Genomic DNA, 26,963 nt, shown 5'->3' on the forward strand with positions numbered 1-26,963 from the left:
GGCTCAGAAGCTGTAATCAGCCGTGACGAAGAATGAGCGCGGCTCACCCAGGTACCACTGCCGGCCGTTGTTGCCGGTGGTGATGGCGTACTGGCGATCGAACAGGTTGTTCAACTGCAGGCCCAGGGTCAGGTCCGGTTGCACGTGCCAGTCAACAGTGGCGTCGACCACGGTGTAGCTGGGCACCTGAACGGTATTGGCATTGTCGGCGTAACGGCTGTCGACATAACGCGCCCCGGCACCGGCACTGAAGCGTTGGCCGAAATCCTTGCTCAACCACAGGTTGGCGGAACGGCGAGGCACCTCGGTGGGCTGGTTGCCGGAGTAGTCGTCGGTACCATTGGTAAATTCGTCATACTCTGCCCGCACCCAGGCGGCGTTGGCGGACAGCTGCACGTCGTAGGGCAGGCGCAGTTCGAGGGTGGCTTCGATACCGTCCGACGACTGCTGGCCGACCTGCTGTTGCAGCGTCGGGTTGAGCGGGTCGGTGCTTAGCAGCTTTTTCTTGACGATATGGTACGCCGCCAAGGTCCACTCCCCTCGCCCCTCGGGCAGCATCTGCTTGATGCCCACTTCGGTTTGCTTGGCGGTGCTCAGGTCCCACTGCTGCTGAGCGGCGTCGAGGGTCAGCAGGTCGCTTACGCCTTCGGTACTGGTGGCGTACTGGCCGTAGACCGACAGGTCCTCGGTAACCGCGAACACCAGCCCGGCGCGCCAGTTGTTGCCGGACAAGCTGCGGTCGGTGCGGGTTTCGGTATCCAGGTCGTCGCTGTGCAAGTGCACCTGGTCGCGGCGCACGCCGGTGATCAGCGACAGGCGCTCGGTCAACTGCGTGCGGTTTTCGGCAAACAGCGAAAACTGCTTGGCCTGGTTGGCTTCGCGCGAGCGGAAGGGGTCGTTGCTGATGTATTCGCCACCCCCCGAACCCGACAACGGCACCGTATCGGTCAGGGTGTTGCCGAAGTCGTGTTTGCGCACGAAGCGGATCGTGTTGTAGTCGGCGCCCACCACGGTCTGGCTGTCGAGGCCGAACAGCGAGTGTTGCAAGGTGAACGACTGGCGGTCACCGAGCTGTTCCTGGGTCTGTTTGATGCTGATGAAGCTGCTACGGCGCACCTGGTCACCTGGCAACCAGGTGTAGGTCTCGGCGTTGCGCCAGCGACGCTGGGCCTTGAGGAAGTACAACTGGTTGCTGGCGGTCAGGTTGTCGTTGATCACCCAGTCGGTCACCAGGCGCGTGGACTGGTCGTTGTAATGCAGCTCGGCGTTGTCGACGTTGTAGTTGTGGTCGCGCAGCGACTCGCGGTAGTGCCCACCCACCAGCGGCGTACCCATGTACTGCTGCGGGTTCTGGTCACCGTAGTCGTGGCTGAGGGTGAAGCTCAGCTCATCACTGGGCTGCCAGCGCAGCGCGCCGCTGATGGCGAGGCTCTGCGAGTCGCCGCGATCGACCCAGCCGTTGCTGGCCTGTTTGTTCAGGTTCAGGCGATAGCTCAAGGTATCGGTCAGCGAACCGCCGCTGTCCAGGGCCATCTGCCGGCGGTCATCCGAGCCGTAGCCCAGGCGCAGGTGGTTGCGGATTTCACCCTCGAACGGCTTCTTCGGCACCACGTTGATCACCGCGCCGGTGGCGCCCTCCCCGTACAGCACCGATGCCGGGCCGCGCAGCACATCGATGCGTTCTACCGACCAGGTGTCCACCGGGAAGGTCACCGTGCCGGCGCCTACGTACAACCGGGTGCCGTCGTACAACTGCATGGTCGAACTGTGCCCGGTAAAACCGCGGGCCGACAACGCCGTGCCGCCGTTGCCGGGGGTACCGATGAAGGTGATGCCGGGCGAACGGGTCACCGCGTCCTGAACCGTTGCGTTGTTGCGCTTGAGGATTTGCTCGGCACTGATGCTGGTCACGCTGGCGGGTGTTTCCAGCGGCGTCAGGCCAAGCCGCGAGCCACTGGTGCCTGGGGTATGCAGGTCGGGCTGCGGGTTACGCTCGGCCGTGCCGGTAATGTCCGTGGCCGGCAGCGCCAGGGCGTTGTCCGCCTCGGCGGCGTGGGCGGCAACGCTAAGGAAAACACAGGGCAGCAGGCTTGCATGCAACAGCGAGCCTGGCAGAAAACTGAACAGCGAATAACGGGACATGTCGTTCCACTTGAAGCAGGAATGAGAGAATCCCGGGGGAACAACGCAAAGGGGCAGCGCAGGCGCACACGCCTACGGAAACCGGCCTGCGCCCGCCCACCGCGGGTTTGCCAAACAATGCTTCAGGCCGGTCTCCGGGCTCGCGAGGGGCATGAAGCATTCACCTTCCCATGCCGAGGCACAGTGGTGTCTTGAATGCTTCTCTCGCATACCGTTGCGGGGGCAGCGCCGGACTGATCATCGCGCGATGACGAACCGGCTTCCCGTTTCACCCCATGCACGGCGGCAGGGGGCACCTGAAACAGGCGCGCAGATGACCATCAAAATGCCGCTACGTCAACCGCCCTGTACAGCGCAAAGGCGCTGCTACGCGACAGCAACGGCTAGACTGGCTGTCTGTACCCGCGTCACAACCCGACTCGCTGGCGGCACCTGCGCACATGAGTTTCATTGTCTGGGTGGCCATGCTCGGCAACATGCTCTCTTTTGGCGGGCTGGTGGAGCGGGCGATGGAGGTCTTTCTGGTGACCTTGCTCGGGGTCGTGTTGATCGAGCACTGGGACTGGCGAGCGCTGGTCGTCGGCGCGGCATCGGTAGCCTCTACTGCCTGTTCTACGCGCTCAATCACCAGATGCTGCCCAGCGTTGCCGCGTCGAGTACCAACCTCACGTTGTCGGTGGTGGCGCTGAGCATCGTGGTGCATGGGCTAAGCGTCCAGCCCCTGCTGGCGCGCTACGAAACCGGCCGAAAACGCCGCGGCCAATAGCCCCTCAGGGGCGTCGCCCGCTGGCAGCGACGCCCCTGAGGTTTTCAGGACGGGAAGCCCAACCCCGAAGACAAGTCAGTGTCCGCTGTTCGATGCGTGCCCGTGGGCGCCTCTTTCGCGGTGGCTTCCCTTACCGACTCTTTTACCGCCTCCTTGGCTTGCTCACCCTTGGCCTTCAGCGTGTCGGTCAAGCGGTCACTGCTGGCGCCCATCAGCTCATCCTCTTTACGGGTGCCGGGCAATGCCGCGCCCAAGGCTGCACCCAAGGCGATGCCTAGCGCCGCCAGCACCAAAGGCTGCTCCTTGAGCAACTGATCGAACTGGCCTTTCAGAGCCGTGGCCTGGTCACCGATCTGCTGGGCGCTGCCGCGCAGGCTGTCAGCCGACCCGTGCACCGTGTCGCGCGCGCCCTGCCCCAGCTCGCCAGCCCGGTCACGCAGGTCATGGGCCTTGCTGCTCACCGCGTGGCCGGCATCGTGCAGCGCCTCTGTGGCATGGGCAAAAGCCCCCTTCACACTGTCGACCGCATCACCCAGTTTTTCGCCCAGGCCTGGGCCGGTGTGCGCAGGGCCAGGGTTGAACGGGCGATTCTGATTGAAGCCAAGCCACGCCAGGCCAAGCACCGTGAGGGTGGTCGGCACCGGGTTGTTTTTCAAGGTGGTGCCCAGGTTATGGAAGAACTCCCCGCCGCTGCCCTTGCTGTAAGCCAGCACCTGGTCCATCAGCTGGCCCGGGCTCAGGCGCTGTTCCAGGGCATCGACCAGGTCACTGATATGCTCGCGCTTGGCATTGATCTGTTGCTCGAGCAGGTCAGGGTCTTTCTGCGTTTCTTGTTCGAAAGAAGTGCTCATGGCAGTTTCCTCTTCAGCGCATCCTTGTCCTGCTGCAGGGCATGCAGCGTGCGATCCGGGGCCAGTTGAGCAGGCTCGAACTGCTTCTTGCCGGCCTGCAGCATGATGAACCCGATGATCACCGTTGCCGCCCCGACGATAAGCGCTGCAAGCCAGGGCACGAGCACCATCGACAAGGCATACACCGCTGCCAGCAGCAGGATGATGAAGCCCGCCAATAGCACGATGGCGCCTACCGCCACCGCTGCCGTACCGGCCTTCACGGCGTTGAGATTACGCTGCAGTTCGGCCTTGGCCAGGGCCAGCTCCTGGGTGAACAGCTCTGGGATTTCGCGCATCAACTGACGCAGCAAACCGCCCACCCCGACCGTGTCCTCTGCCGGGGTATGTAGCCCCGGCGCAGGTTGTAGAGGGTCTTTGTTCATCATTCACCTCCTTTGAGCGGGTCACGCTCCAATGGGCCACCGCTTACCGGCGTGCCGCCGCCCATGCCGACAGGGTCGACCGGGGTGTAGGGTTTGTGCGTGGACACGTCGCTGGCGCGGTCCGGCATCGGCGCAGCGGCGTGCCTGGGCTCGCTGCTGCCTTGCCCTGGCACCGGCGACGGCGCCGTAGTGGCGTGGCTGGCGCTGGCGCGCAGAAAGCGGGACAAGGCAAACCCTGCCGCCACACTGCCAGCCAGGAACAGCGCCGGATTGTCCCGCGCCAGGCGAGACCCTCGGTGCAGCAGGTCCTCAGCACTTTCATGGCGGATTTGTTCGGCAAAATTGCCCATCCACTCGGCAGCTTCGCCCAGGTAGTGGGAAAGCCCCAGGCTGTCGTTGCCCTGCAACGCGGATGCAGCCGAGCGTGCACCTTGTTGCAAGGAGTCAAGTTGCTCGGCGGCTGTGGTGCGGTAGTGCTCGTACTGCTCGGTGCCCTGGTGCTTTGCCTCGCTCAGTAGGGCGCCGGCCTCGTCGGTAATGGCGTGCAGGTGATCCTGGGGGCTGCTCGGCGGTGCCGCCGAGCCTTGATCGCGTTCCATGGTCATATCCCTCGCAAATGAACAACCGGCAGGTGCCGGACTGTGTGCCTTCATTCGGGGGACGTAGCGCTGGGGCCGGGAGTTCAGTCAGAGTGATCGGCAGCCATTGCCCTCTGCACCAATGGCCTGCACGGGGTTTACTGGGGGGCAAAGCTTAAGTTTGTCGGGGCCGCCAGGTGCTTGGCTTGGTTTATTCAGGGGGGCGGATATCGAGCGCCGCCCCCCTGAATAAACCAAGCCAAGCACCTAGTCAGACTGCAGATCAACCAACCACTGGCCTCAACAACACCTGCGCTTCATACAGCGGCGGCAAATAGCGCAGCCGTATCTCGTCAACGCTCAACCGTGAGGCGTGGGTGGTGACCGTCAGGGTCGCCTTCAATTCACCGCTGCGGTCCAGCAGCGGCACGCCCAGCACACGCATACCGACTTCATACTCCTGGTCGACGATGCAGAAGCCCTGCTGGCGTACCCGTTGCAGCGCTTGCTCCAGTAGCGCCCTGTCTGTCTGCGTGTAGGGCGTGAGCTGGCGTAACGGGTTGCGCGAGAAATACGCGTCGCGCGCTGCCTCGCTCAGCGCGGCCAGCCAAATTCGCCCCCCGGCCGTGCAGTACATCGGCACCCGTGAACCGGGCCTGATCGACAACGAGGCGATGTGGCTGTAGCGGCTGCGCACCAGGTGGATGATTTCATCGCCGTCTCGGGTGCCGACCGAGACATGTTCCTGGGTCTGCCGGGCAACCTGCTCGACGATGGGCCGCAGCATGCGCGGCAATTGCGCCGAATCCACGTAGGCCTGGCCAATGCGCAGCGCCTTGGGCGTGAGCCAGTAATGGCGGCTGTCGGTGTCGGCAAAGCCTTCGTGTACCAGGGTCAGCAGGAAGCGCCGCGCAGCGCTGGGGGTAAGGCCTGACTGACTGGCCGCCTGCGGCACGGTCAGGCGCGGCTGATCGACGCTGAACAGCTGCATCAACGCCAGGCCTTTCTGCAAGCCGGCGATCAGGTCGCGGGGGTGGATCTGCGGTTTGTCCATGCCTTCACCTCGTGCGGTCTGTCGTGATCCGGGCTGTACATTGTTCAGCACTCTGGTTCGATAATCGCCAGGCCACTGCGATTATCGCACTACTTGCCCGACAAGCGCATTGTCCCCCACCCCCTCGCACGCCACCCTTGCCTGCACAACAACAGCAAGCACGGAGGTCAGCATGATTCGGGGTTCGACAGAACTGGTCGCCATCGTCGGTTCACCCATCGCCCAGGTGAAATCGCCTGAAAACTTCAACACCTGGTTCGCCAGCCATGGCTGCGACCTGGCGATGCTTCCCATCGACTTGCAGGAAACGGCGCTGGACGCCTTCGTCGACAGCCTGCGTGGCTGGCGCAACCTGCGCGGTTGCGTGGTCACCGTGCCCTACAAACAGGCGCTGGCCACGCGCCTGGACGGCCTGAGCGAACGCGCTGGCGCACTGGGCTCGGTCAATGTGGTGCGGCGCGGCAGCGACGGGGGCCTGCTGGGTGACAACGTCGACGGCGCAGGCTTCCTCAGCGCCGCGCGCAAGCAGGGCTTTCAGCCGGCGGGCAAACGCGCACTGGTGATCGGCTGTGGTGGGGTCGGCAGCGCCATCGCTTATGCCCTGTGTGAGGCTGGCGTGGGCCAGGTCACCCTGAGCGACCCCTGCTCGGCACGGGCGGGCGCGCTTTGCGAACTGCTTGGCAACACCTTCCCCAACCTCGAAGTTGCTACCCAATACCACTCGCTGGAGGCGTTCGACCTGCTGGTCAACGCTTCGCCCATCGGCATGGGCGGCAGCGACGAGCTGCCTGTGCCTGGCGCCCTGCTGGACACCCTGCAGCCCTGCACCCTGGTTGCCGACGTGGTCACCTCGCCAGAGATCACCCCCTTGCTGCACAGGGCACGCCAGCTCGGTTGTGCGATCCAGACCGGGCCACAGATGGCCTTTGCCCAACTCGGACTGCTCGGCGCCTTCATGGGCGTCACCCCGCTGGAGATCTGAGGCACTGCCCTCACCGTCGGCTGGCTCGTCGCCAGCCCTATTGCCGAACGCCTGCAGGCATCGGCCCCTCACCCGGAGACTGTCGCATGTACTTTGAACTGAGAACCTACACCCTCGACCCGCTGAAAATGGCCGACTGGCTGGCCCTGTACCAGAGCCATGCGCTGGCGGTGCAGAGCGAACACCTGGGCAACCTGGTCGGCTTCTTCACCAGCGAATTCGGCGAGGTCAACCAGGTGGTGCACCTGTGGGGCTATGCCAGCCTCGACGAGCGCATGCAGCGCCGCGCAGCGATGGCTGCGGACCCGCGCTGGGCGGAGTTCTCCAAGCGCAATCGCGAACTGGGCGCCGTACTGCGGTTGCAATCGCGGCTAATGCGCCCGACCGGCTTTTCGCCCCTGCAGTGAATGCCTTGCCCCCCACCTGACCGGAGCGCACCCATGCAATCCCTGGAATGTGACGTACTTGTCCTCGGCTCCGGTGCCTCTGGCCTGGCTGCCGCAGTAACCGCCGCGCATCATGGCCTGAAGGTGATCGTCGCCGAAAAGGCCAGCCAGTTCGGCGGCACCAGCGCCTGGTCGGGGGGGTGGTTGTGGATCCCCCGCAACCCGCTGGCCATCGCTGAAGGCTACGTCGAAACCGACGATGCGCCCGAACGCTACCTGCGCGCGCAAACCCACGTTGCCGAGCTGAGCCCGCGCCAGCAGGCGTTCTTGCGCCATGGGCCGGAAATGGTGGCGTTCTTCCAACAGCACACCGCTGTGCAGTTCCAGTCCGGCACAAAGATGCCCGACATGCACGAGGGCGACGGCAGCGCACCGGGTGGGCGCTTCCTGTGCGCGCAGCCATTCGACGGGCGCCTGCTCGGGCACTGGGTGCACCGCCTTCGCCCCCCTTTGGACATCGTCAGCCTGGCCGGCATGGGCATCGCCGGTGGGGCGGACATGGCCGCGTTCTTCAATGCCAGCCGTTCGCCCAAGGCCGCCTGGCACGTTGGCAAGCGCCTGCTGCGCCATGGGCGCGACTTGCTGCTGCATCGTCGCGGCCTGCACCTGGTCAACGGCAATGCGCTGGTGGCGCGCCTGCTGCGCAGCGCCCTCGACCTGGGCGTGACGCTGCTGCATGCGCGACAGGCCACAGGGTTGCTCAGGGATGGGCGCATCACTGGCGTTCAGTTCAGCGATGGTCAGGTGATCCACACACGACGCGGTGTGGTGCTGGCCTGCGGCGGATTCCCGCATGACCGCCAGCGCATCGCGCAACTGATACCCCATGCGCCCGAAGGCGATCGCCACTACTCCGCTGCACCCTTACAAAACAGCGGCGACGGCCTGCGCCTGGGCGAGCAGGTTGGCGCACAAGTCGCCACCTCGGCGGCCCACGCCGGGGCCTGGGCGCCGGTGTCACAGGTGCCACGAAGCGACGGTAGCCTCGGCCATTTTCCGCACCTGATCGACCGTGCGAAGCCCGGTTTCATTGCCGTGCGCCGTGACGGCCGGCGGTTCGTCAACGAGGCCGACAGCTACCATGCCTTCATGAATGCGCTGTTCGCGGCCACGCCGCCAGGCGAGGCACCTGAGGCCTGGCTGATCTGCGATCACGCAGCGCAGCGCCGCCATGGCATCGGCTGGGCCAAGCCGTTCCCCTTCCCTACCGGCTTCTATGAACGGCGTGGCTACCTGTTCAGCGGCCCTAACCTGGCGCAGTTGGCCGCACGCTGTGGGATCGACGCCCAGCAACTGCAGCGCAGCGTGGCCCGTTTCAACCACTACGCAACGCAGGGCACAGACCCGGACTACCAGCGCGGCGCCTCGCGCTACAACCGCGCGCAGGGCGACCCGCTGCAAGCGCCCAACCCGTCACTGCGGCCCCTGCTGCACGGCCCCTTTCATGCGGTGAAGCTGCTGCCGGGCAGCCTGGGGACGTTCGCCGGCCTGTGCACGGAGGCGTCTGCCCAGGTCCTGGACAGCGAACAGCACCCGATACCCGGCCTCTATGCAGTCGGCAACGATATGCACAGCATCATGGGCGGGCACTACCCAAGCGGCGGCATCACCCTTGGTCCCGGCATGACCTTCGGCTACCTGGCGGGCAAAGCGCTGTGCGGCCCCGCAACTTAGCGCAGCAGCACTTTTGTTCGATCAGCGAACAGTAGCCCCATCTTTGAATTGACGCTCAATCATTCACTGCTCACCATTAAATGACCTTGCGTGCCCATCCTTGCCATGGGCAAAACCGCATTCCAGACGCACTGCCGTTCAAAACAATTTCAAGAAACGACCTCACATGACCCCTTCCAAGTTCAACACTGCCACCCCCCGCCTCGCCCATGGCTCCATCGGCGACAAGGTGCGTGGCGCCTTCGCCGTCGGCAAGACCCGCTGGGGCATGCTGGCCCTGGTGTTCTTCGCCACCACCCTCAACTACATCGACCGCGCCGCCCTCGGCATCATGCAACCGGTCCTGGCCAAGGACATGGGCTGGACGGCGATGGACTACGCCAACATCAACTTCTGGTTCCAGGTCGGCTACGCGATCGGCTTTCTGCTGCAGGGCCGGTTGATCGACAGGGTTGGGGTCAAGCACGCCTTCTTCGTTGCGGTGCTGCTGTGGAGCCTGGCCACCGGCGCCCACGGCCTGGCCACCTCGGCGGCCGGCTTCATGGTCTGCCGCTTCATCCTCGGCCTGACCGAGGCGGCCAACTACCCAGCCTGCGTGAAGACCACACGGTTGTGGTTCCCTGCCGGCGAACGCGCCATCGCCACCGGCCTGTTCAACGCCGGCACCAACGTCGGTGCCATGGTCACCCCGGCGCTGCTGCCGCTGATCCTGGCCGCCTGGGGCTGGCAGGCCGCGTTCATTGCCATGGGCAGCCTTGGCCTGGTGTGGGTGGTGTTGTGGGGGTTGAAGTACTTCAACCCGGAAGCGCACCCGCACGTGCGCCAAAGCGAGCTGGACTATATCCAGCAGGATGACGAGCCGGAAGCGAAGCCGATGCCGTTTCGCCGCATCTTGCGCCAGCGCGGCACCTGGGCCTTCGCCGTGGCTTACTCGATCACCGCGCCGGTGTTCTGGTTCTACCTCTACTGGCTGCCACCGTTTCTGAACCAGCAGTACGCGCTGGGCATCAGCGTGACGCAGATGGGTATCCCGTTGATCCTGATCTGGTTGACTGCGGATTTCGGCAGCATTGGCGGCGGGATACTTTCGTCGTGGCTGATCGGCCGCGGCGTGCGTGCGATCCGCGCACGGCTGATCTCGATGCTGATCTTTGCCTGCACCATTGTCAGTGTGGTCTTTGCTGCCCACGCCAGTGGCCTGTGGGTCGCAGTGCTCGCCATTGCCGTGGCGGTCGGCGCGCACCAGGCCTGGACCGCGAATATCTGGAGCCTGGTCATGGACTACACACCCAAGCACCTGGTGAGCACGGTGTTCGGCTTTGGCAGCATGTGTGCGGCCATTGGTGGGATGTTCATGACGCAGATCGTCGGCAGCGTGCTGACGGTCACCCACAACAATTATGCGGTGCTGTTTACCATGATCCCGGTGATGTACTTCCTGGCGCTGGTGTGGATGTACTTCATGGCGCCGCGTGGGGTTGAGGGGGCTTAGTGCCTGGCATTGGATGTGTGTTGGTGCATAGATCGAGCGCCGCGCGGGCGGCGCTCGATATCCACCCCACCTCAAAACCCAAGCCAGGCACTTGGCCGCCCCTACCCTATCTCACACCCGCGCCAGCACCGCCTTGGCCTTCTCCAGCGCCAGCCGCGCCCGCTGCTCGCCGCTGACACCTTGCTCCAGCAACTGCCGCGTCGGAATCTCCAGGCTCAGCGGCACGCTTGCCGGCAAGCCGCGCAACAACCCGACCAGGTCAGCATCGCCATCACCGGGGAAGCGCCGTTCATTGCGCGCCTGGCGCAATATCTCGCCCATATCCTCCGGCACCGGGCCGGCCACGTCGCACAACTGGGCGTAACGCATGCGCTGTGGTGCCAGGCGCGCCAGGTCGTCGAGCGAGGAGACAGAGCGGTTGAAATGGAACGCGTCCACCAGCACACAGCCATTTTCCCGGCCAGCGTTGGCTACCACACGCATGGCCTGGCGCAAGTCGCGAACGTCGGTCCAGGGCATGAACTCCAGGTGCGGATGGATACCGTAACCCGCCGCCAGGTCGCACAGCTCGGCAAAGCGCTCAGTAAGGCGGGCCTCGTCCGGGTCGTTGCCGGCAACCAGCAGTTCGGTACCCCCCAACTCGGCACCCACCGCCAGAATGGCCTCGAAATCAGCCACACAGGTTTCAGGCTTGAGGCGCAGGATTTCCAGGTCGAGCACCTTGATACCGGTGTCGCGCAGTCGCGCCTGGGTCTGGCGACGCAACTCGGCATCGGCAACCAGCGGGAAGTGCTGTTCCTCCGGGGTGGCCGCGACCAGGCGCAGGCCCACGTGGCTGTAGCCGGCTCGGGCGGCAGCTTCCACCATGGCGGGCGGCGAAAGCTCGAGCACCGTCAGCGCGGCAAGGGAAAAAATACGGTCAGTCATGTTCGTTACCTGAAAGCAAAAAAGGTGTGATCGAAGGTCGCGCTTTGCTCGCGTGTCAGGCAATGATCGCGGGGGCACACGCTCGGCCGCTTTCGGCGGCCTGGCGGATCGCCTCGATCAGGGCCAAGGTACGGGCGCCGTCTGCGGCGTCGGTCAGCGGTGCTTCTTCACCGCGGGCAACGCGCACGAAGTGCTGCAGTTGCAAGGTCAATGCCTCGCCCGCCGGGGTGCCAGCCTCGCTTTGCAGCAACGGTGTATGCCAACCCGAGCCGGCTTCGGCGTACTGCCAGCGCTTGAGCTGCGGAATACTCAGCGCACCCTGGGTACCCGCCAGCAGGAAGCAGGGCTGGCCATCCTGGCGCGGGTAGATCGGGCTCTCGCCAGACGTCAGCTCCCAGCTCCAGGGTGCAGCCACCGCGTCGGAGCCCGTCAGGCTGCCCAGCGCGCCGTTGGCGAACTGCAGCAGTACCGCCGCGCTGTCTTCATTGGCATAACCGCGTACATCGTTGCGGGTGAACGCCTGTACCTGCACTACCTCGCCGCACAGATAACGCAGCAGATCCAGGTCGTGGATCAGGTTGGTCAACAAGAAACCAGCGCCTGGCTCACGGCGCCAGGGGGTGTCGAAGTAGCTGTCGGGCTTCTGCAACTGCCACAGCGCGGTGACGTTGACCAGCCTGCCCAGGGCGCCGTCGGCGATCATCCCACGGGCACTGGCGATCAAAGGGTTATGCCGTCGGTGGTGGCCGACCAGCACGGGCACGCCACAGCGTCGAGACGCCTCCACCAGCGCACGGACTTCATCCAGGTGCACGCCCACCGGTTTTTCCAACAGCACCGGCACACCGGCCTCGATGCAATCGAGCGCGGTGGCCACATGCAGGTTATTGGGGTTGGCGACGATCACCGCCTCGGGCTGGACTACCTCCAGCATGCGGCGGTGGTCAGCAAAACAAGGTACCGCGCATTCGGCCGCGAAGGCCTCGGCCTGCGGGCCAGGGTCTGCCACCGCGCACAACTGGGCTTGTGGGACCTGGCGCAGGTGCTGGTAATGCTGGCGGCCCATGATGCCGGCGCCAATCAGGGCGATACGAAGCGGTGCGTTCAACGGATTGTCCTCTTGTCATTGTTGTCGGTTCACGGATTACGGAACACTGTTCCAGAATCCACAATCGACAATTTAGAACCCCGTTCCGCTTTACAGAAGCACCGCACGCACAGACTGTGCGGTTATCGACCACAAACGCACAGGCGTGCGCATGTCAGGCAAACAGTTCGCTGGCCTGGCTGGCGGCGGACAGCTCGTCGGCTGCGGCCAACAGCTGCGCCGCCAGTTCAGGCAAACGCGTAGGCGCCAGCCGTGCGCTGGGGCCTGCAATGCTCAGCACGCCAATCACTTCGTCGGTACGGGGGCGCCGCACCACGGCGGCCAACGCCGACGTGCCCACTGCCGAGGTTTGCTCGACCCAGGCATAGCCCCGCTCGCGTGCCCGTTGCAGGTAGCCCAGCAGCTCGTCCGTGGAGCGCGGTGCATTCGGGCCGAACTGCGCGGGGTCGGCAATGCCCTGGCGCAACACCATCTGCACGGCATCGGCATCGCTCAGGCTGGCCAGCCAGGCATGCCCGGAGGCGGTGTAGAACAAGGGCGCATCGCGGCCCATGTCGGGGTCGTAGCGCAAACCCGAGCGCGCGCCCTGGGACTTGGCGATCCAAGTCTGGCGGCTACCGTCGATCACACCGAGGCGCACCAGCTCGCCGCTGTCCTGGGCCAGGCGGTCGAGAATCGGCTGGATGATGTCGGCACCACTGCTGGAGAGGTAGCGAAAGCCCAGCGCCACCAGCTTGGCAGACAACTGGTAGCGGCTGTTATCGCGGTTCTGCCGCACGTAGCCCAGGCGAATCAGCTCGGCCAGCATGCGGTGGGTGGCGCTTTTGGGAATCTCCAGGCGCTCGGCCAGGGTCTGCAGGGCAAGGCCCTCTGGCTCGCCGGTAAGGCTTTCTACAAGACTGAAGGCGCGTTCGATCTGACTACCAGCCATGACTAAGGTCCCTGAAAATGTGGCGAATTCTGGAAGATGATTCCACAACCAAGGCTACCGTGCAGCAGCGCTACGCTGAAGTGTCCGGTAATCGACCATTACCACGCGGCGCGGCTTGCATCTTAAATCGTCACACGCGAAGAATATGGAATCACATTCCAATAATACCCCCGGAGACCCTGCAATGCCCACCGACACCTTGCAAGCCGAATACGACGTACTGGTCATTGGCTCCGGCGCAGCCGGCCTGGCTGCGGCGGTAACGGCTGCCTGGCATGGGCAACGCGTGCTGCTGGTAGAGAAGGCGCCAGTGTTCGGCGGCGCCACCGCCTGGTCCGGCGGTTGGGCCTGGGTGCCACGCAACCCGCTGGCGCGCCGCGCCGGTATCGAAGAAGACATCGAGCAGCCACGCACCTACCTGCGCAACGAACTAGGCGTGCATTATGACGCTGAACGGGTGGATGCCTTCCTCCAGGCCTGCCCGCACATGGTCGCCTTTTTCGAGCAACACACCGCCCTGCAGTTCGTCGACGGCAACGCTATCCCCGACATGCACGGCGACACCCCCGGCGCCGCCACCGGCGGCCACCAGGTCATCGCCGCCCCCTATGATGCCCGTGAGGTGGGCGCGCTGTTGCCGCGCCTGCGCAAGACCCTGCGTGAAACCTCGTTCATGGGCATGCCGATCATGGCCGGTGCCGACCTGGCCGCCTTCCTCAACATGACCCGCTCGCCACGGGCCTTTGTGCAGGTTTGCAAGCGCTTTGGCCGCCACCTGTACCACCTCGCCCGTTATGGCCGGGCCATGCACTTGGTCAACGGCGTGGCGCTGGTGGCGCGCCTGGCCAAGTCGGCCGAAGACCTTGGCGTGCGCCTGCTGGAGTCTGCCCCAGCCAAGCGCCTGCTGATCGAGGACGGCCAGGTGCGCGGGGCTGTGATAGGCACACCGCAGGGCGCTATGACGGTGCGGGCGAAAGCCGTGGTACTCGCCGCCGGTGGCTTCCCCCACGACAGTGCGCGGCGCCAGCAGCTGTTTGCCGGTGACGCCACCGGCCATGACAACCTCGCCCTGCCCCCGCCGTCCTGCTCGGGCGATGGCCTGCGCCTTGGCGAGTCGGCTGGCGGCGTCGTCGCCACCGACCTGAAATCAGCGGTGGCCTGGGCACCGGTCTCCAAGGTGCCGCACCGCGACGGCAGTGTCGGCCACTTCCCGCACATCATCGAGCGCGGCAAGCCGGGGGTTATCGGGGTACTGGCCAGTGGCAAACGCTTCGTCAACGAGGCGCACGGTTACTACGACTATGTATCGGCCATGCTCGAGGCGGTGCCGCAGGGCGAGCAAGCCTGCTCGTGGCTGGTCTGCGACCACCGCTTCTTGCGTCGCTACGGCCTCGGCCACGCTCGCCCCGCGCCGCTGCCGGTATGGCCGCACCTACGCAGCGGCTACCTCAAGCGCGGCGCCAGCCTCGAACAATTGGCCAGCGCCTGTGGCATCGACCCAGCCGGGTTGAGTGCCACCGTCGCTGAGTACAACCGCTATGCGCGCCTGGGCCAGGACCCGGCATTTGGCCGCGGCTCCACGCCGTTCAACCGCAAGCAGGGTGACCCGGCTTACAGCGGGCCTAACCCCTGCGTCGCACCGATCGAACAAGGGCCGTTCTACGCGGTGAAGGTGCAGCCAGGTTGCTTTGGCACCTTCGCCGGCCTGCGCACCGACGGCCACGCCCGCGTGCTGGATGACCAGGGCCAACCGATCGGCGGGCTGTATGCGGCGGGTACCGACATGGCCAGCGTGTTTGGCGGCTGGTACCCCTCCGGCGGTATCAATCTGGGCCCGGCGCTGACCTTCGGCTACGTGGCCGGGCGGCATATTGCCGGGGCTCACGCACCGCAATGAGGCGGGTCTGTACGCTACCGAACAGACCGGCACTGCCTGGCCGGCGCACACTGCCCACCTGACCGGCCAGCTCACGGCACCCGACTCACCATGGACAACCCTTGGCTTCACGCACTCACCTACGTGCAACGCCTGGCCAACCGTGCCCGGCGCTGGCGTGCGCCGCGCCACACGTTCACCTACGAAAGCCTGCTGCGCTCGGAGCTCTACAGCGCCCAGCAACTGGCCGACCATGGCAGCTGGCTGGCCAGCCAGCACCGTTTGAGCAAACTGCCGGCCGACGACTCGCTGCTCGAACGCCTGGCCGACAACGAACGCATGCTCTACGCCAGCTGTTCGGCCCTCGCCAGCGCGCTGCCCGACGCGCGCCCGACCTTGCCTGCAGCGCAGTGGCTGCTCGACAACTTCTACCTGGTCGAAAGCCATATCCGCATTGCCAAACGCCACCTGCCGGCCGACTACAGCCTGCAGCTGCCACGCCTGGACACCGGTGCTTCGAGCGGCTTGCCGCGGGTCTATGACATTGCCCTGGAAACCATCTGCCACGGCGATGGCCGGGTCGATGCCGAGAGCCTGAGCCATTTCGTCGAGGCGTATCAGCACACCGCCACGCTGACCCTCGGCGAGCTGTGGGCGATCCCGATCATGCTCAGGCTGGCGCTGATCGAAAACCTGCGCCGCGTCGCCGCCCGGGTCATGGCCAGCCTGGCAGACCGCGACCTGGCCAATGACTGGGCCGACAAGCTTGGCGAAACCGCCGAACGCGATGCCAAGAGCGTGGTGCTGGTGGTGGCCGACATGGCCCGCTCGGACCCACCCATGACCACCGCCTTCGTCGCCGAACTGGCCAGGCGACTACAGGGCCACAGCAGCACGCTCACCCAGCCGCTGGCCTGGATCGAGCAGTTGCTCAGCGAGTCGTCCTTGAGTATCGAGCGCCATGTGCAGCTCGATGCGCAGCAGCAGGCCATCGACCAGGTGTCGATCAGCAACAGCATCGGCAGCCTGCGCCTGCTGTCGACCATTGACTGGCGGCTATTCGTCGAACACCTGAGCCACGTCGAACACATCCTCGGCGAAGACCCGGCGGCTGTGTATGCCGCCATGGACTTCGCCAGCCGCGATCACTATCGGCACATCGTCGAACAGCTGGCACGGCATAGCGCCTTCAGTGAAGAACAGGTGGCGCGCACGGCAATCGAGCTGGCGCAGGCCGCACACGCACAACCACGCGAGCAGGCAGCGCATGTCGGTTATTACCTGGCTGGCGATGGCTTGCTGCTGCTCGAACGGCAGCTTGCTGCGCGGGTGGCACTTGCCGAGCGTTGGCAGCGCCTGTTGCACCGGGCGCCGCTGGCCTTCTACCTGGTGCCGGCGGCGCTGCTGTCGTGCCTGCTGGCCTGGGGCTTCGTGGCTGGCATTGCCGCCGAAGGCTGGCCCATCTGGGTGGCAGCGGCCATGGCGTTGCCGGTGCTGCTGACCACCAGCCGGCTCGCCCTCGGCCTGGTCAACTGGCTGGTGACGCTGACCGTGAAGCCTGCGTTCCTGCCCCGGCTGGACTACACCGAAGGGATTCCCGTCGAGGCCCGTACCCTGGTCGTGGTGCCCAGCATGCTGGGCGCTGCCGGCGACGTCGAGGAACTGGTCGAAGGCCTTGAGGTGCGCTTTCTGGCCAACCGTGACGAGCACCTGCATTTCGCCCTGTTGACTGACTTCATGGATGCCCCCGAGCAGACCCGGCCCGACGACATGGCCCTGCTCGACCTTGCCAGCGACGGTATTCGCGCGTTGAACGCGAAGTACCCGAGCGGGGCTGAGCGCTTCTTCCTGCTGCATCGCCCCAGAGAGTGGAACGCCACTGAGCGCTGCTGGATGGGCCGTGAGCGCAAGCGCGGCAAGCTGGCTGAGCTCAATGCCCTGCTGCGTGGGCGCGGCGCCGAGCGTTTCATGCGCATCGTCGGCGACCTGCGCGCGCTGGACCGGGTGCGCTATGTCATCACCCTGGACACCGACACCCAGTTGCCGCGCGATGTGGCGCAAAAGTTCGTCGGCGCCATGCAGCACCCGCTGAACCGCGCACGTTTCGATGCCACGAGCGGTCGCCTGCAGTCAGGCTACGCGATCCTGCAACCGCGGGTGGGCATCAGCCTGCCCAGCGTGTCGCGCTCAACCTACGCACGGCTGTTCGGCAGCGATGCCGGGGTCGACCCCTACACCCTGGCCGTGTCGGATGTGTACCAGGACCTGTTCCTCAGTGGCTCGTTCATTGGCAAAGGCATCTACGCAGTGGATGCCTTCGAACGCGCACTGGAGGGGCGCTTTGCCGACAACCGTGTACTGAGCCACGACTTGATCGAGGGCTGCTACGCCCATGCCGGCCTGCTCAGTGACGTGCAGTTGTTCGAGGCCTACCCGGCACGCTACAGCGCCGATGTGAAGCGCCGCCACCGCTGGATACGGGGTGATTGGCAACTGCTGCCCTGGCTGCTGCCGTGGCCGCGCACCGGGCTGCAAGGCCAGGCGCAAAGCGGGCTGAGCGCGCTGTCGCGATGGAAGATTGTCGACAACCTGCGCCGCAGCCTGGAGCCGGCCGCCCTGCTGAGCGCGCTGCTGTGGGGCTGGCTGGCCAGCGCCTCGCCGCTGCTGTGGACGCTCGCGCTGCTGGGCCTGCTACTGACCCGCCCTGTGCTCGATTCGCTGCTCGAACTGCTACGCAAGACCATCGATGTGCCGCTGGCCGAACACCTGCTGGCGGCCCTGCACACCTCAAGCATCTATTTCGTGCGGGCTGGGTTGTCGCTGGCCTGGTTGCCGTTCGAGACCCTCTACAGCCTGGACGCCATTTGCCGCACGCTGTGGCGCCTGGCCGTGAGCAAACGCCGGCTGCTGCAATGGAACCCCTCGCGGGATGACGAACGCACCAGTGCCGATACCCTGCAAGCGTTCTATCGCGAACAATGGGTACAACCCGGGCTGGTGCTGTTGCTGGTGGGGGCATTGGCGATGCGTCCGAGTGTGCTGTTGCTGGCCGCCCCCATCCTTGCCCTGTGGCTGCTTGGCCCGGCCCTGGCCTGGTGGCTCAGCCGCACGCGGGGGCGCAGCGCGTTCGCGCCGCAGGCACAGGAGCTGCGGTTTCTGCATCGGCTGGCCCGGCGCAACTGGGCTTTTTTCGACCGGCATGTCGGGCCTGATGATAACTGGCTGCCACCTGACAACCTGCAGGAGCCGCCTTTCCCAAGCATCGCCCACCGCACGTCGCCGACCAACATCGGCATGGCCCTGCTCTCGCACCTGGCGGCTCATGATTTCGGTTACTTGACTGCCGACCGACTGTTCCAGCGCCTGACCCAGATGATCGACAGCATGGGCCAGTTGGAGCGCTACAAGGGGCACTTCTACAACTGGTACGACACTCAGACCCGAACGCCATTGTACCCGCTCTACATCTCTGCAGTGGACAGCGGCAACCTGGCCGCCCTGCTGCTGACGCTAAGGCCAGGGCTGCTGGCGATGGCCGATACTCCTGTGCTGGACCGCCGCCTGAGCCAGGGCCTGCTGGACACCCTGGACATCCTGCGCGAAGCGTTCACCACCGCGGGCCGTGCCGACGAGCCGCTCCAGGCCTTGGGCAAACAGCTCTGGCAAGCCCATGAACAGCCAGGCCCGCTGCCCGCCTCGCTGCTGGAACAGCTCGCCGAGCAGCTACAGGGGCTAATCCAGCAGTACGCGCCACGCGCGGGCGAGGCCGACGACTGCCTGTTCTGGTTGCAGGCGATGCACCAGCAATGCCTGGACCTGGGCGGCGAGGTGCACGCCTTCCAGTTGCCACCTGGCAACGACTCCACGCTTCAGGCACCGTTGAGCTGGCGCCAGCTGGCCGAACTGCTGCCAGAGCAGTGGCCTGCCGCCGAACGTCCGGCCGTGGCCGACATACGCACGCTGGCCCGCCAGCGCATCGCACAGTCGCAAAGGCTGGCGCTGCGCATCGCCGCCATGGCCGACATGGACTTCACCTTCCTGTACGACAACCAGCGTGACCTGTTCGCCATCGGTTACAACGCCGATGAACATCGCCTCGATTCAGCCTTCTATGACCTGCTGGCATCGGAGATGCGCCTGACCAACTTCGTGGTCATCGCCCAGGGCCAGGTGCCCCAGGCCAGCTGGTTCGCCCTGGGCCGGCTGCTGACCAGCAATGCCGGGGTGCCGGTGCTGTTGTCCTGGTCGGGTTCGATGTTCGAATACCTGATGCCGCTGCTGGTGATGCCGAGCTACGAAGGCACCCTGCTCGACCAGACCTGCCAGGCCGCCGTCGAGCGGCAGATCGACCACGGCAATGTGCTGGGCATCCCCTGGGGCGTTTCAGAGTCGGCCTACAACGCCTTGGACGCTCACCTGAACTACCAATACCGGGCGTTTGGCGTACCGGGCCTGGGCCTCAAGCGCGGCCTGGGTGAAGAACGGGTGGTCGCCCCCTACGCCAGTGCACTTGCCCTGCTGGTGGCGCCAGGCGCCGCCTGCCGAAACCTGCAACGCCTGTGCACCCTGGGGCTGGCCGGCCGCTTCGGGTTGTACGAGGCCATTGACTACAGCGAGTCACGGCTGCCCCCCGGCCAGCAGGCCGTGGTGATCCGCTCGTTCATGGCCCACCACCAGGGCATGAGCTTGCTGGCCCTGACCGCCCTGCTGCTGGACAAACCCATGCAACGGCGCTTCGCCTCAGACCCGCAATTTCAGGCGAGCATGCTGCTGTTACAGGAGCGCGTACCGAAAACGGCCGCGCCCTACCTGCACACCCTGCAGGCCCCGGCTGTGGACGCTGCGGGCCAATCCGGCGAAACACGCTTGCGGGTGTTCAGCGAGCCGAATCGGCGCCACCCCGCCGTGCAGTTACTGTCCAACGGCCGCTACCACGTCATGGTCAACCATGTCGGCAGTGGCTACAGCAAGCGCGACGCGATGGCGCTGACACGGTGGCGCGAGGACGCCAGCTGCGACGCCCTGGGCAGCTTCTGTTACCTGCGTGACGTCGCCAGCGCAGCGTTCTGGTCTACCACCTACCAACCGACGCGGCATCGCGGCAAGAACCAGGAGGCGATCTTCAGTGATGGCCGCGCCGAGTTCCGCATCCGTGAAGGCGACTTCGACTGCCACACCGAAATAGCCGTTTCCCCCGAGGACGACATCGAACTGCGGCGCCTGCACCTGACCAACCATGGTGACCAACAGCGCACCCTGGAGCTGACCAGCTACGCCGAAGTGGTGCTGGCACCCGCCCTTGCCGATGCGTTGCACCCGGCGTTCAGCAAGCTGTTCGTGCAGACCGAACTGGTCCGCCCGCTGCAGGCCATCATCTGTTCCAGGCGGCCGCGCTCGCAGCAGGACGCCGTGCCGTGGATGTGCCATGTGCTCGCGGTGCATGGCGCCGACATCGATGCCGTGTCCTACGAAACCGACCGCGCCCGCTTCATAGGGCGCGGCCGCACGCTGGTCGCCCCGACGGCTCTGGACGCGCAGACAGAGGCCTTGTCCGACAGCGCCGGGGCGGTGCTTGACCCGATCGTGGCGATCCGCTGCCGTATCAGCCTGGCACCCGGCCAGAACGCCACGGTCGACCTGGTCACAGGGGTGTCCGACAGCCGCGACGCCTGCCTGCAGCAGATCGCCAAGTACCGCGACCGGCACCTGGCCGACCGGGTGTTCGACCTCGCCTGGCCACACAGCCAGGTGCAGTTGCGCCAGCTCAACGGCTCGCTCAACGATGCCAGGCTGTTCGAGCAGATGGCCGCTTCGGTGATCTACCCCAACGCGGCGCTACGGCCCCGCGGCGTCCCGCTGGCCGACGACCGGCGCAGCCAGTCAGGCCTGTGGGGCCAAGGGCTGTCGGGGGACCTGCCAATCGTGCTGGTGCAGATCAGCGACCCGGCCAACATCAACCTGGTCAAGCAGATGGTGCTTGCCCATGCCTATTGGCGACAGAAGGGCCTGGCGCTGGACCTGGTGATCTGGAACGAAGACCAGGCCGGTTACCGCCAGCAATTGCAGGATCTGATCATGGGCATCGTCACCTCCGGCAGCGAGGCGGCGCTGCTCGACCGCCCCGGGGGCATCTTTGTGCGCCCCGCACAGCAGCTGTCGGCAGAGGACCGCACCCTGACCCTTTCGGTAGCGCGGCTGGTGCTCAGCGACAGCCTTGGCACCCTCGCCGAACAACTGCACCACCGCCGCACACCGCCCGCACCCGCCGCGTTCGAGCCAGCTCCGGCAGCCCCGCAGGCGAAAGCCGATGGCCCCGCGCCGGCCCCCGCACCCGCGCTGATGCTTGCCAACCGCTACGGGGGGTACAGCAGCGACGGCCAGGAATACGTCATCCACCACGACCAGGCTCAGCCACCCCCGGCGCCCTGGGCCAATATCCTCGCCAACCCGCAGTTTGGCAGCGTGCTGTCGGAGGCCGGCAGTGCCTATACCTGGTACGAGAACGCGCACGAGTATCGGCTGACACCCTGGCACAACGACCCGGTCTGCGACCCCAGCGGCGAAACCCTCTACCTGCGTGACGAGGACAGCGGCCAGTACTGGTCACCCACGCCGATGCCGTGCCCCGGCCCTGGCCGCTATCGCACCCGCCATGGCTTTGGCTACAGCGTCTTCGAATACACCGACGACGGCCTGGACAGTGAGTTATGGGTACATGTCGCGCTGGATGCACCAATCAAGTTCAGCCGGCTCAAGCTGCACAACCGCTCGGCGCAGGCGCGGCGGTTGTCACTGACCTGCTACGTCGAGTGGGTGCTGGGCGATCTGCGCAGCAAGTCGGCCCTGCATGTAGTCAGCGAGATCGACCCGGTCAGCGGCGCCTTGTTTGCCCGCAATAGCTATGCCGAGGGGTTTTCCAGGCATGTGGGGTTTGTCGATTGCGACCTGCCCTTTTACGGTATTACCTGCGACCGCAGCGAGTTCCTTGGGCGCAATGGCGATTGCCAGGCGCCGGCCGGCATGCACCAGGCACGGTTGTCGGGGCGCACGGGCGCGAGGCTGGACCCGTGCGCGGCGGTGCAGGTCAACGTGCTGCTACAGCCTGGCGAACGCCGAGAGGTGGTGTTTCGCCTGGGTGCCGGGCCCAACGCCGAAGCCGCCAGCCGCTGTGTACAGCAATACCGCGGGCTGCGCGCGGCCATGGATGCGCTGGAGAAGGTGCGGGCCTACTGGCGCGAGACCTTGGGCAGCGTGCAGATCGAAACCCCGGAGCCGTCGCTGGACGTGCTGGCCAACGGCTGGTTGCTGTACCAGGTGATTGCCTGCCGCTTCTGGGCGCGCAGCGGTTACTACCAGTCGGGCGGCGCCATTGGCTTTCGCGATCAGTTGCAAGACAGCATGGCCATGCTCCACGCCGCCCCGGCCCTGGCGCGCCAGCACCTGCTCGACTGCGCCGGTCACCAGTATGCCGAAGGCGATGTGCAGCACTGGTGGCACCCACCCCTGCAACGGGGTGTACGCACCCGCTGCTCGGATGACCTGTTGTGGCTGCCACTGGCAACCAGCCGCTACGTGGCGCTGACCGGTGACCGCTCGGTGCTCGACGAGCCGGTCGGCTACCTGGAGGGGCGTGCGCTGAACGCGGGTGAAGAGTCCTATTACGACTTGCCCACCCAGGCGAACCTGGTCGAGAGCCTGTACCAGCATTGCCAGCGCGCCCTCGGGCATGCCCTGCAGTATGGCGCCCACGGCCTGCCGTTGATGGGCAGCGGGGACTGGAATGACGGCATGAACCGCGTCGGTGAACAAGGCCTTGGCGAAAGCGTGTGGCTGGGGTTCTTCGGCCACGAGGTGTTGCGGGCATTCGCCAGCGTTGCCCTGCGCCACGGCGACAGCACCTTCGCTCTGCAGTGCAGCCGGCAGGCGGCCACCCTGGCCGAGCACCTGGAGCAGCATGCCTGGGACGGTGACTGGTACCGCCGCGCCTGGTTCGACAACGGCCAGCTACTCGGCTCGGCAAGCAACCAGGAATGCCGCATCGACTCCGTGGCGCAGAGCTGGGCGGTGCTTTCCGGGGTTGCCCCGCCGGCACGCGCGCAGGCCGCCATGGCGGCGCTGGACAAGCACCTGGTGCGCCGCGACATCGGTATCGTCACACTGCTCGACCCACCCTTCGACCACGGCGACCTGGACCCCGGCTACATCAAGGGCTACCTGCCCGGCGTGCGCGAAAATGGCGGCCAGTACACCCACGCGGCCATCTGGGCGAGCATGGCCTATGCCCGCCTGGGCGATGCCGCCAAGGCCTGGGAACTGCTGCGCTTGATCAACCCGGTGCGCCAGGGTGCTAGCGGGCTGATAGAAACCTACAAGGTCGAACCCTATGTGATGGCCGCCGATGTCTATGCCGTCGCCCCCCATGCAGGGCGCGGTGGCTGGAGCTGGTACACAGGCTCGGCGGGCTGGATGTACCGGCTGATCGTGGAAAGCCTGCTGGGCCTGCAACGCTGCGGTGACACCCTGCGGATCGAGCCACTGCTGCCAGCGGACTGGCCCGGTTATACCCTGCACTACCGTTTTGGCAGCACCCTGTACCGCATAGAAGTGCGCAACGGCGCTGACACCGAACTGACCCTGACCCTCGACGGCCAGCAACTGGCCCAAGCGGTGCTGCCACTCAAGGATGATGGCGTGTTGCACCAGGTGATCGCCGAGTACCAGCCGTCAGCCTTGCCCACCCATTGAGGCCTGCCGCACGGCAGCACCTGCGCGCTGGGCTAACCTTGTTGCTTCAGCTGCAGCCCTCGACGGTGCCAAGCAATGCCCCCTACGTCCAGCCCCTTGCACAATCACTTGCTGGCCGCGCTTTCGGCAGAAACGTTCGACCGCCTGCAACCGCACCTGGAACGCAGCAACCTGCCGCTCGGCAAGGCGCTCTATGAGTCCGGCGACACCCTGCGCCATGTCTACTTCCCAACCGATGCAATCGTCTCGCTGCTGTATGTGATGGAGAACGGCGCCTCAGCGGAAATCTCGGTGGTGGGCAATGAAGGGCTGGTCGGCATCGCCGTGTTCATGGGCGGCGAGAGCACCCCCAGCCGGGCGATCGTGCAAAGTGCTGGGCATGCCTACCGCCTGCCCGGGCAGCGCCTGAAGGACGAGTTCAACCGTCATGGCGAGCTGATGATGCTGATGCTGCGCTACACCCAGGCGCTGATTACCCAGATGGCGCAGACGGCGGTGTGCAACCGGCATCACTCCATCGACCAGCAACTGTGCCGCTGGCTGCTGCTATCGCTGGATCGGCTGCCGGGTGACCGGCTGTGCATGACCCAGGAGCTGATCGCCAACATGCTGGGCGTACGTCGCGAGGGGGTGACCGATGCCGCTGGCAAACTCCAGCGGCTGGGGGTGATCGAATACAATCGAGGGCACATCAGGGTGCTCGACAGGGCGCACCTGGAACAGCTCAGTTGCGAATGCTACGCCGTGGTCAGGAAGGAGACCGAGCGCCTGCTCCCCTATCTGCCACAAGCACGCCCCACCGTTTAGCTAAGGGTCACGGATAACAGGCCTATGGCCCAATGCTGTCCACTCAAGTTCGCCAACGCCGCTCTGCGGCCCTTTCGCGGCACAAGGCCGCTCCAGTGTCCGCGTGAGGCCTGTACATGTTGGCTTGCGCGGTCGTTGTAGGAGCGGCCTTGTGCCGCGATGGGCTGCGAAGCAGCCCTAAGTGAGCAGCATTAGCCTATGGCCTTATCTTCTGCTGTGGCTGATAGCTGTAGCGCTCAGCCGCCGAGGCTCTGGAGGGGTCGGGACGACCTGAACCTTTTTCGCTTTCCCTGGGCGACTCGTCGAGGTAGTCATCGCGATCTTCGGGTCGAGAACGCTTGACGTCCTCGCTATCGTCTTCATCTTTCCCGGTTGGCCAGTCTTCGTCTTGCCCAGGTTCGACACCCGTGGCATCGACATCTGTGAAGCGCTTGCCAGTGGTCATACGCACCTCTCAATGCTCAGAAGTCCTGAGCTAAGACGAGTGTGCGCCTTCCAGGCTCGGCGCAGTTTTATATCGGACCAGTTGCCGTCGCGGCATTTGTCGCGCGCGCGTGTTGCAGGGCCGCCAGGCATGTATATATGATAAGCATTATCGTTTGCAGTAATGACTCACCTGGCGGCCGCACACCATGCTCCCTTCCCCTGATCCCCTTTTGTGCGATGTCGCGCTGCTCTACCGCCAGCAGCACAGCTGGTTGACGCGCTGGCTCAGGCAGCGCCTGAATTGCTCACAAAGCGCAGCGGACCTGGCCCAAGACACCTTCATCCGGCTGTTGAACAAGGAGCAGGTGCCGCAACTGCATGCGCCGCGTACCTTTCTGGCCAAGGTGGCGCAGAGCGTGTTGTGCAACCACTACCGGCGGCAAAAGCTCGAACGCGCCTACCTTGAGGCGCTGGCGACGCTGCCTGAGCCGGTGGTGCCAAGCCTGGAGACCCAGGCGATCCTGCTGGAAACCCTGATCGCCCTCGACGCGGCCCTCGATGGCCTGGAGCGCCCGGTGCGTGAGGCGTTCCTGTTGTCGCAGGTGGATGGCCTGGGGCACGCCGAAATCGCGCAACGGCTGGCCGTGTCGGTCACCACGGTCAAGCGCTACATCATCAAGGCAGGTGCACTGTGCATCATGCTCGACCACAGCCTGGACCTGCCATGAACGGCCAGGGCGCAACGTCGATCCCAGGCGAGGTCGCCGAGCAGGCCATGCACTGGCACCTCGAACTGCAAGAGCCGGCCGTCAGTGCCGCCACCCTGGCCGCCTGCATGAGCTGGCGCCAGGCGCACCCGCTACATGAACATGCCTGGCAACGGACCCAAGTGTTTGCCCAACGCCTGCGCGAAATGCGCAGCCCGGGCCAGCGCCCCTTGGCCCATGCGGCGCTGCGGCCGCAGCAGTCGCGGCGCACTGCGCTCAAGCAATTGTCGCTGCTGATGGCCGCAGGCGCAGGGGCCTGGTACTTGAAGGACGCCGCGCTGGTACAAGACTGGCGCGCTGATTACCACAGCCGCATCGGCGAGCAGCGGCGCCTGACCCTGGCCGATGGCACCCAGGTACAGCTGAACACCGACAGCGCCCTCAATGTGGCATTCGACCAGCAGGCACGCCGCCTGAGGCTGCTGCGCGGCGAGATGCTGATCACCCGCCCCGCCCTCGCCGATAGCCGCCCGCTGTGGGTAGACACCGAGCACGGCCGCCTTGAGTCGACGCTGGCGCAGTTCAATGTGCGGCTGCACGGCCAACATACCCAGGCCACCGTGTATCAGGGCAGCGTGGCGCTGCAACCAGCCCTGCATGCCCACCCGCCCATCCTGCTGGGCGCCGGAGAACAGGCCAGTTTCAACCAGCAGGGCTTGCTGGCACGGCAGGCCGTGGCCGCTGTCGCCCCCGCCTGGAGCCAGGGCATGCTGGTTGCTCAAGGCCAGCCCCTGGCTGCGTTTATCGAAGACCTGGCCCGCTATCGCCGCGGACACCTGGCCTGCGACCCGGCCTTGGCCGGCCTGCGTGTATCCGGCACGTTCCCGCTGGAAAACACCGACAAGATCATTGCTGCCGTGGCGGAAACCTTGCAGTTGGAGGTGCAGCATTTCACCCGCTACTGGGTGACATTGAAGCCGCGCATGGCCTGACGCAAAAAAGTTGCGCAGGGGTGGTCCGATTTCG

General features: G+C 65.5%; 18 protein-coding genes, 1 pseudogene and 1 riboswitch. Of the genes and pseudogenes, 10 read left to right on the forward strand and 9 right to left on the reverse strand.

Features of this window, described 5'->3' with window-relative positions:
* Nucleotides 1-3 precede the first annotated feature (3 nt).
* Nucleotides 4-2,142, reverse strand: a complete 2,139-nt coding sequence (locus tag LOY26_RS16065) for a TonB-dependent siderophore receptor (RefSeq protein WP_258713828.1) — start codon at nucleotides 2,140-2,142, stop codon at nucleotides 4-6.
* Nucleotides 2,143-2,249: 107 nt separating this feature from the next.
* A riboswitch (cobalamin riboswitch) is annotated at nucleotides 2,250-2,457 on the reverse strand.
* 149 nt (nucleotides 2,458-2,606) lie between these two features.
* Between LOY26_RS16065 and LOY26_RS16070 the strand changes: the two are divergent.
* Nucleotides 2,607-2,908 (forward strand): annotated as a pseudogene (locus LOY26_RS16070) (sodium:proton antiporter); the annotation flags it as partial.
* Nucleotides 2,909-2,952: 44 nt separating this feature from the next.
* On the opposite strand, the gene LOY26_RS16075 reads toward LOY26_RS16070, so the two are convergent.
* The 4 genes from LOY26_RS16075 to LOY26_RS16090 all read right to left on the reverse strand — a co-directional run bounded on the left by LOY26_RS16075 (nucleotide 2,953) and on the right by LOY26_RS16090 (nucleotide 5,816).
* On the reverse strand, nucleotides 2,953-3,759 hold the full coding sequence (locus LOY26_RS16075; RefSeq protein WP_033698680.1) for a DUF3618 domain-containing protein: 807 nt from the start codon (nucleotides 3,757-3,759) through the stop codon (nucleotides 2,953-2,955).
* Nucleotides 3,756-4,184, reverse strand: a complete 429-nt coding sequence (locus LOY26_RS16080) for a phage holin family protein (protein ID WP_258713829.1) — start codon at nucleotides 4,182-4,184, stop codon at nucleotides 3,756-3,758. Before LOY26_RS16080 ends, LOY26_RS16075 begins: the two co-directional genes overlap by 4 nt.
* Nucleotides 4,184-4,783 (reverse strand): hypothetical protein, encoded by a 600-nt coding sequence (locus LOY26_RS16085; protein ID WP_033698683.1) that lies wholly within the window; start codon nucleotides 4,781-4,783, stop codon nucleotides 4,184-4,186. Before LOY26_RS16085 ends, LOY26_RS16080 begins: the two co-directional genes overlap by 1 nt.
* A 262-nt stretch (nucleotides 4,784-5,045) precedes the next feature.
* Nucleotides 5,046-5,816 carry an IclR family transcriptional regulator C-terminal domain-containing protein gene (locus LOY26_RS16090; protein WP_186660820.1) on the reverse strand — a complete coding sequence of 257 codons (771 nt, stop codon included), beginning with the start codon at nucleotides 5,814-5,816 and terminating at the stop codon, nucleotides 5,046-5,048.
* A 172-nt stretch (nucleotides 5,817-5,988) separates the two neighbouring features.
* Between LOY26_RS16090 and LOY26_RS16095 the strand changes: the two genes are divergently transcribed.
* The 4 genes from LOY26_RS16095 (at nucleotide 5,989) to LOY26_RS16110 (ending at nucleotide 10,410) form a co-directional block, all read left to right on the forward strand.
* On the forward strand, nucleotides 5,989-6,798 hold the full coding sequence (locus tag LOY26_RS16095; protein WP_258713830.1) for a shikimate dehydrogenase: 810 nt from the start codon (nucleotides 5,989-5,991) through the stop codon (nucleotides 6,796-6,798).
* 86 nt (nucleotides 6,799-6,884) lie between these two features.
* Nucleotides 6,885-7,205, forward strand: coding sequence for an NIPSNAP family protein (locus LOY26_RS16100; RefSeq protein ID WP_095065537.1), 321 nt, complete (start codon nucleotides 6,885-6,887; stop codon nucleotides 7,203-7,205).
* Between the two features lie 33 nt (nucleotides 7,206-7,238).
* A complete protein-coding gene (locus tag LOY26_RS16105) occupies nucleotides 7,239-8,918 on the forward strand; it encodes an FAD-dependent oxidoreductase (RefSeq protein WP_258713831.1) in 1,680 nt (559 codons plus the stop codon).
* 166 nt (nucleotides 8,919-9,084) lie between these two features.
* A complete protein-coding gene (locus tag LOY26_RS16110; protein ID WP_033698689.1) occupies nucleotides 9,085-10,410 on the forward strand; it encodes an MFS transporter in 1,326 nt (441 codons plus the stop codon).
* Nucleotides 10,411-10,521: 111 nt separating this feature from the next.
* Here the strand turns inward: LOY26_RS16110 and LOY26_RS16115 are convergent, their stop codons facing one another.
* The 3 genes from LOY26_RS16115 to LOY26_RS16125 all read right to left on the reverse strand — a co-directional run bounded on the left by LOY26_RS16115 (nucleotide 10,522) and on the right by LOY26_RS16125 (nucleotide 13,376).
* The gene (locus tag LOY26_RS16115) at nucleotides 10,522-11,337 is read right to left on the reverse strand and encodes a sugar phosphate isomerase/epimerase (RefSeq protein WP_186663105.1); all 816 of its coding nucleotides are present in this window, start codon (nucleotides 11,335-11,337) and stop codon (nucleotides 10,522-10,524) included.
* Between the two features lie 55 nt (nucleotides 11,338-11,392).
* A complete protein-coding gene (locus LOY26_RS16120) occupies nucleotides 11,393-12,445 on the reverse strand; it encodes a Gfo/Idh/MocA family protein (protein WP_258713832.1) in 1,053 nt (350 codons plus the stop codon).
* A gap of 154 nt (nucleotides 12,446-12,599) precedes the next feature.
* Nucleotides 12,600-13,376: an IclR family transcriptional regulator gene (locus LOY26_RS16125; protein ID WP_033698693.1), complete on the reverse strand. Its 777-nt coding sequence runs from the start codon at nucleotides 13,374-13,376 to the stop codon at nucleotides 12,600-12,602.
* A 184-nt stretch (nucleotides 13,377-13,560) separates the two neighbouring features.
* Between LOY26_RS16125 and LOY26_RS16130 the strand changes: the two genes are divergently transcribed.
* From LOY26_RS16130 to LOY26_RS16140, 3 genes are all read left to right on the forward strand, one after another.
* Nucleotides 13,561-15,273, forward strand: a complete 1,713-nt coding sequence (locus LOY26_RS16130; protein WP_186663106.1) for an FAD-dependent oxidoreductase — start codon at nucleotides 13,561-13,563, stop codon at nucleotides 15,271-15,273.
* A gap of 90 nt (nucleotides 15,274-15,363) precedes the next feature.
* Nucleotides 15,364-23,997, forward strand: a complete 8,634-nt coding sequence (locus LOY26_RS16135; protein ID WP_258713833.1) for a GH36-type glycosyl hydrolase domain-containing protein — start codon at nucleotides 15,364-15,366, stop codon at nucleotides 23,995-23,997.
* Between the two features lie 75 nt (nucleotides 23,998-24,072).
* Complete coding sequence (locus LOY26_RS16140; RefSeq protein ID WP_186663107.1) at nucleotides 24,073-24,804, forward strand: Crp/Fnr family transcriptional regulator; 732 nt, start codon at nucleotides 24,073-24,075, stop codon at nucleotides 24,802-24,804.
* A gap of 196 nt (nucleotides 24,805-25,000) precedes the next feature.
* Here the strand turns inward: LOY26_RS16140 and LOY26_RS16145 are convergent, their stop codons facing one another.
* Nucleotides 25,001-25,249 (reverse strand): hypothetical protein, encoded by a 249-nt coding sequence (locus tag LOY26_RS16145; protein ID WP_033698701.1) that lies wholly within the window; start codon nucleotides 25,247-25,249, stop codon nucleotides 25,001-25,003.
* A 187-nt stretch (nucleotides 25,250-25,436) separates the two neighbouring features.
* Between LOY26_RS16145 and LOY26_RS16150 the strand changes: the two genes are divergently transcribed.
* Nucleotides 25,437-25,958 carry a sigma-70 family RNA polymerase sigma factor gene (locus tag LOY26_RS16150; RefSeq protein WP_186660805.1) on the forward strand — a complete coding sequence of 174 codons (522 nt, stop codon included), beginning with the start codon at nucleotides 25,437-25,439 and terminating at the stop codon, nucleotides 25,956-25,958.
* Nucleotides 25,955-26,929 carry a FecR domain-containing protein gene (locus LOY26_RS16155; protein WP_186663108.1) on the forward strand — a complete coding sequence of 325 codons (975 nt, stop codon included), beginning with the start codon at nucleotides 25,955-25,957 and terminating at the stop codon, nucleotides 26,927-26,929. The genes LOY26_RS16150 and LOY26_RS16155 overlap by 4 nt, the downstream gene beginning before the upstream one ends.
* The last annotated feature ends 34 nt before the right edge of the window (nucleotides 26,930-26,963 follow it).

Origin of the sequence: Pseudomonas sp. B21-047 (assembly GCF_024748775.1) — a bacterium.
GTDB classification, from domain to species: domain Bacteria; phylum Pseudomonadota; class Gammaproteobacteria; order Pseudomonadales; family Pseudomonadaceae; genus Aquipseudomonas; species Aquipseudomonas capeferrum.

Excerpts from the sequence above, each read along its gene's own strand:
- LOY26_RS16080 (WP_258713829.1), bottom strand. The coding sequence starts at position 4,184 with ATGAACAAAGACCCTCTACAACCTGCGCCGGGGCTACATACCCCGGCA.
- LOY26_RS16110 (WP_033698689.1), top strand. The coding sequence starts at position 9,085 with ATGACCCCTTCCAAGTTCAACACTGCCACCCCCCGCCTCGCCCATGGC.
- LOY26_RS16145 (WP_033698701.1), bottom strand. The coding sequence starts at position 25,249 with ATGACCACTGGCAAGCGCTTCACAGATGTCGATGCCACGGGTGTCGAA.
- LOY26_RS16140 (WP_186663107.1), top strand. The coding sequence starts at position 24,073 with ATGCCCCCTACGTCCAGCCCCTTGCACAATCACTTGCTGGCCGCGCTT.
- LOY26_RS16125 (WP_033698693.1), bottom strand. The coding sequence starts at position 13,376 with ATGGCTGGTAGTCAGATCGAACGCGCCTTCAGTCTTGTAGAAAGCCTT.
- LOY26_RS16090 (WP_186660820.1), bottom strand. The coding sequence starts at position 5,816 with ATGGACAAACCGCAGATCCACCCCCGCGACCTGATCGCCGGCTTGCAG.
- LOY26_RS16085 (WP_033698683.1), bottom strand. The coding sequence starts at position 4,783 with ATGGAACGCGATCAAGGCTCGGCGGCACCGCCGAGCAGCCCCCAGGAT.
- LOY26_RS16135 (WP_258713833.1), top strand. The coding sequence starts at position 15,364 with ATGGACAACCCTTGGCTTCACGCACTCACCTACGTGCAACGCCTGGCC.
- LOY26_RS16130 (WP_186663106.1), top strand. The coding sequence starts at position 13,561 with ATGCCCACCGACACCTTGCAAGCCGAATACGACGTACTGGTCATTGGC.
- LOY26_RS16155 (WP_186663108.1), top strand. The coding sequence starts at position 25,955 with ATGAACGGCCAGGGCGCAACGTCGATCCCAGGCGAGGTCGCCGAGCAG.
- LOY26_RS16115 (WP_186663105.1), bottom strand. The coding sequence starts at position 11,337 with ATGACTGACCGTATTTTTTCCCTTGCCGCGCTGACGGTGCTCGAGCTT.
- LOY26_RS16100 (WP_095065537.1), top strand. The coding sequence starts at position 6,885 with ATGTACTTTGAACTGAGAACCTACACCCTCGACCCGCTGAAAATGGCC.
- LOY26_RS16150 (WP_186660805.1), top strand. The coding sequence starts at position 25,437 with ATGCTCCCTTCCCCTGATCCCCTTTTGTGCGATGTCGCGCTGCTCTAC.
- LOY26_RS16105 (WP_258713831.1), top strand. The coding sequence starts at position 7,239 with ATGCAATCCCTGGAATGTGACGTACTTGTCCTCGGCTCCGGTGCCTCT.
- LOY26_RS16095 (WP_258713830.1), top strand. The coding sequence starts at position 5,989 with ATGATTCGGGGTTCGACAGAACTGGTCGCCATCGTCGGTTCACCCATC.
- LOY26_RS16065 (WP_258713828.1), bottom strand. The coding sequence starts at position 2,142 with ATGTCCCGTTATTCGCTGTTCAGTTTTCTGCCAGGCTCGCTGTTGCAT.
- LOY26_RS16075 (WP_033698680.1), bottom strand. The coding sequence starts at position 3,759 with ATGAGCACTTCTTTCGAACAAGAAACGCAGAAAGACCCTGACCTGCTC.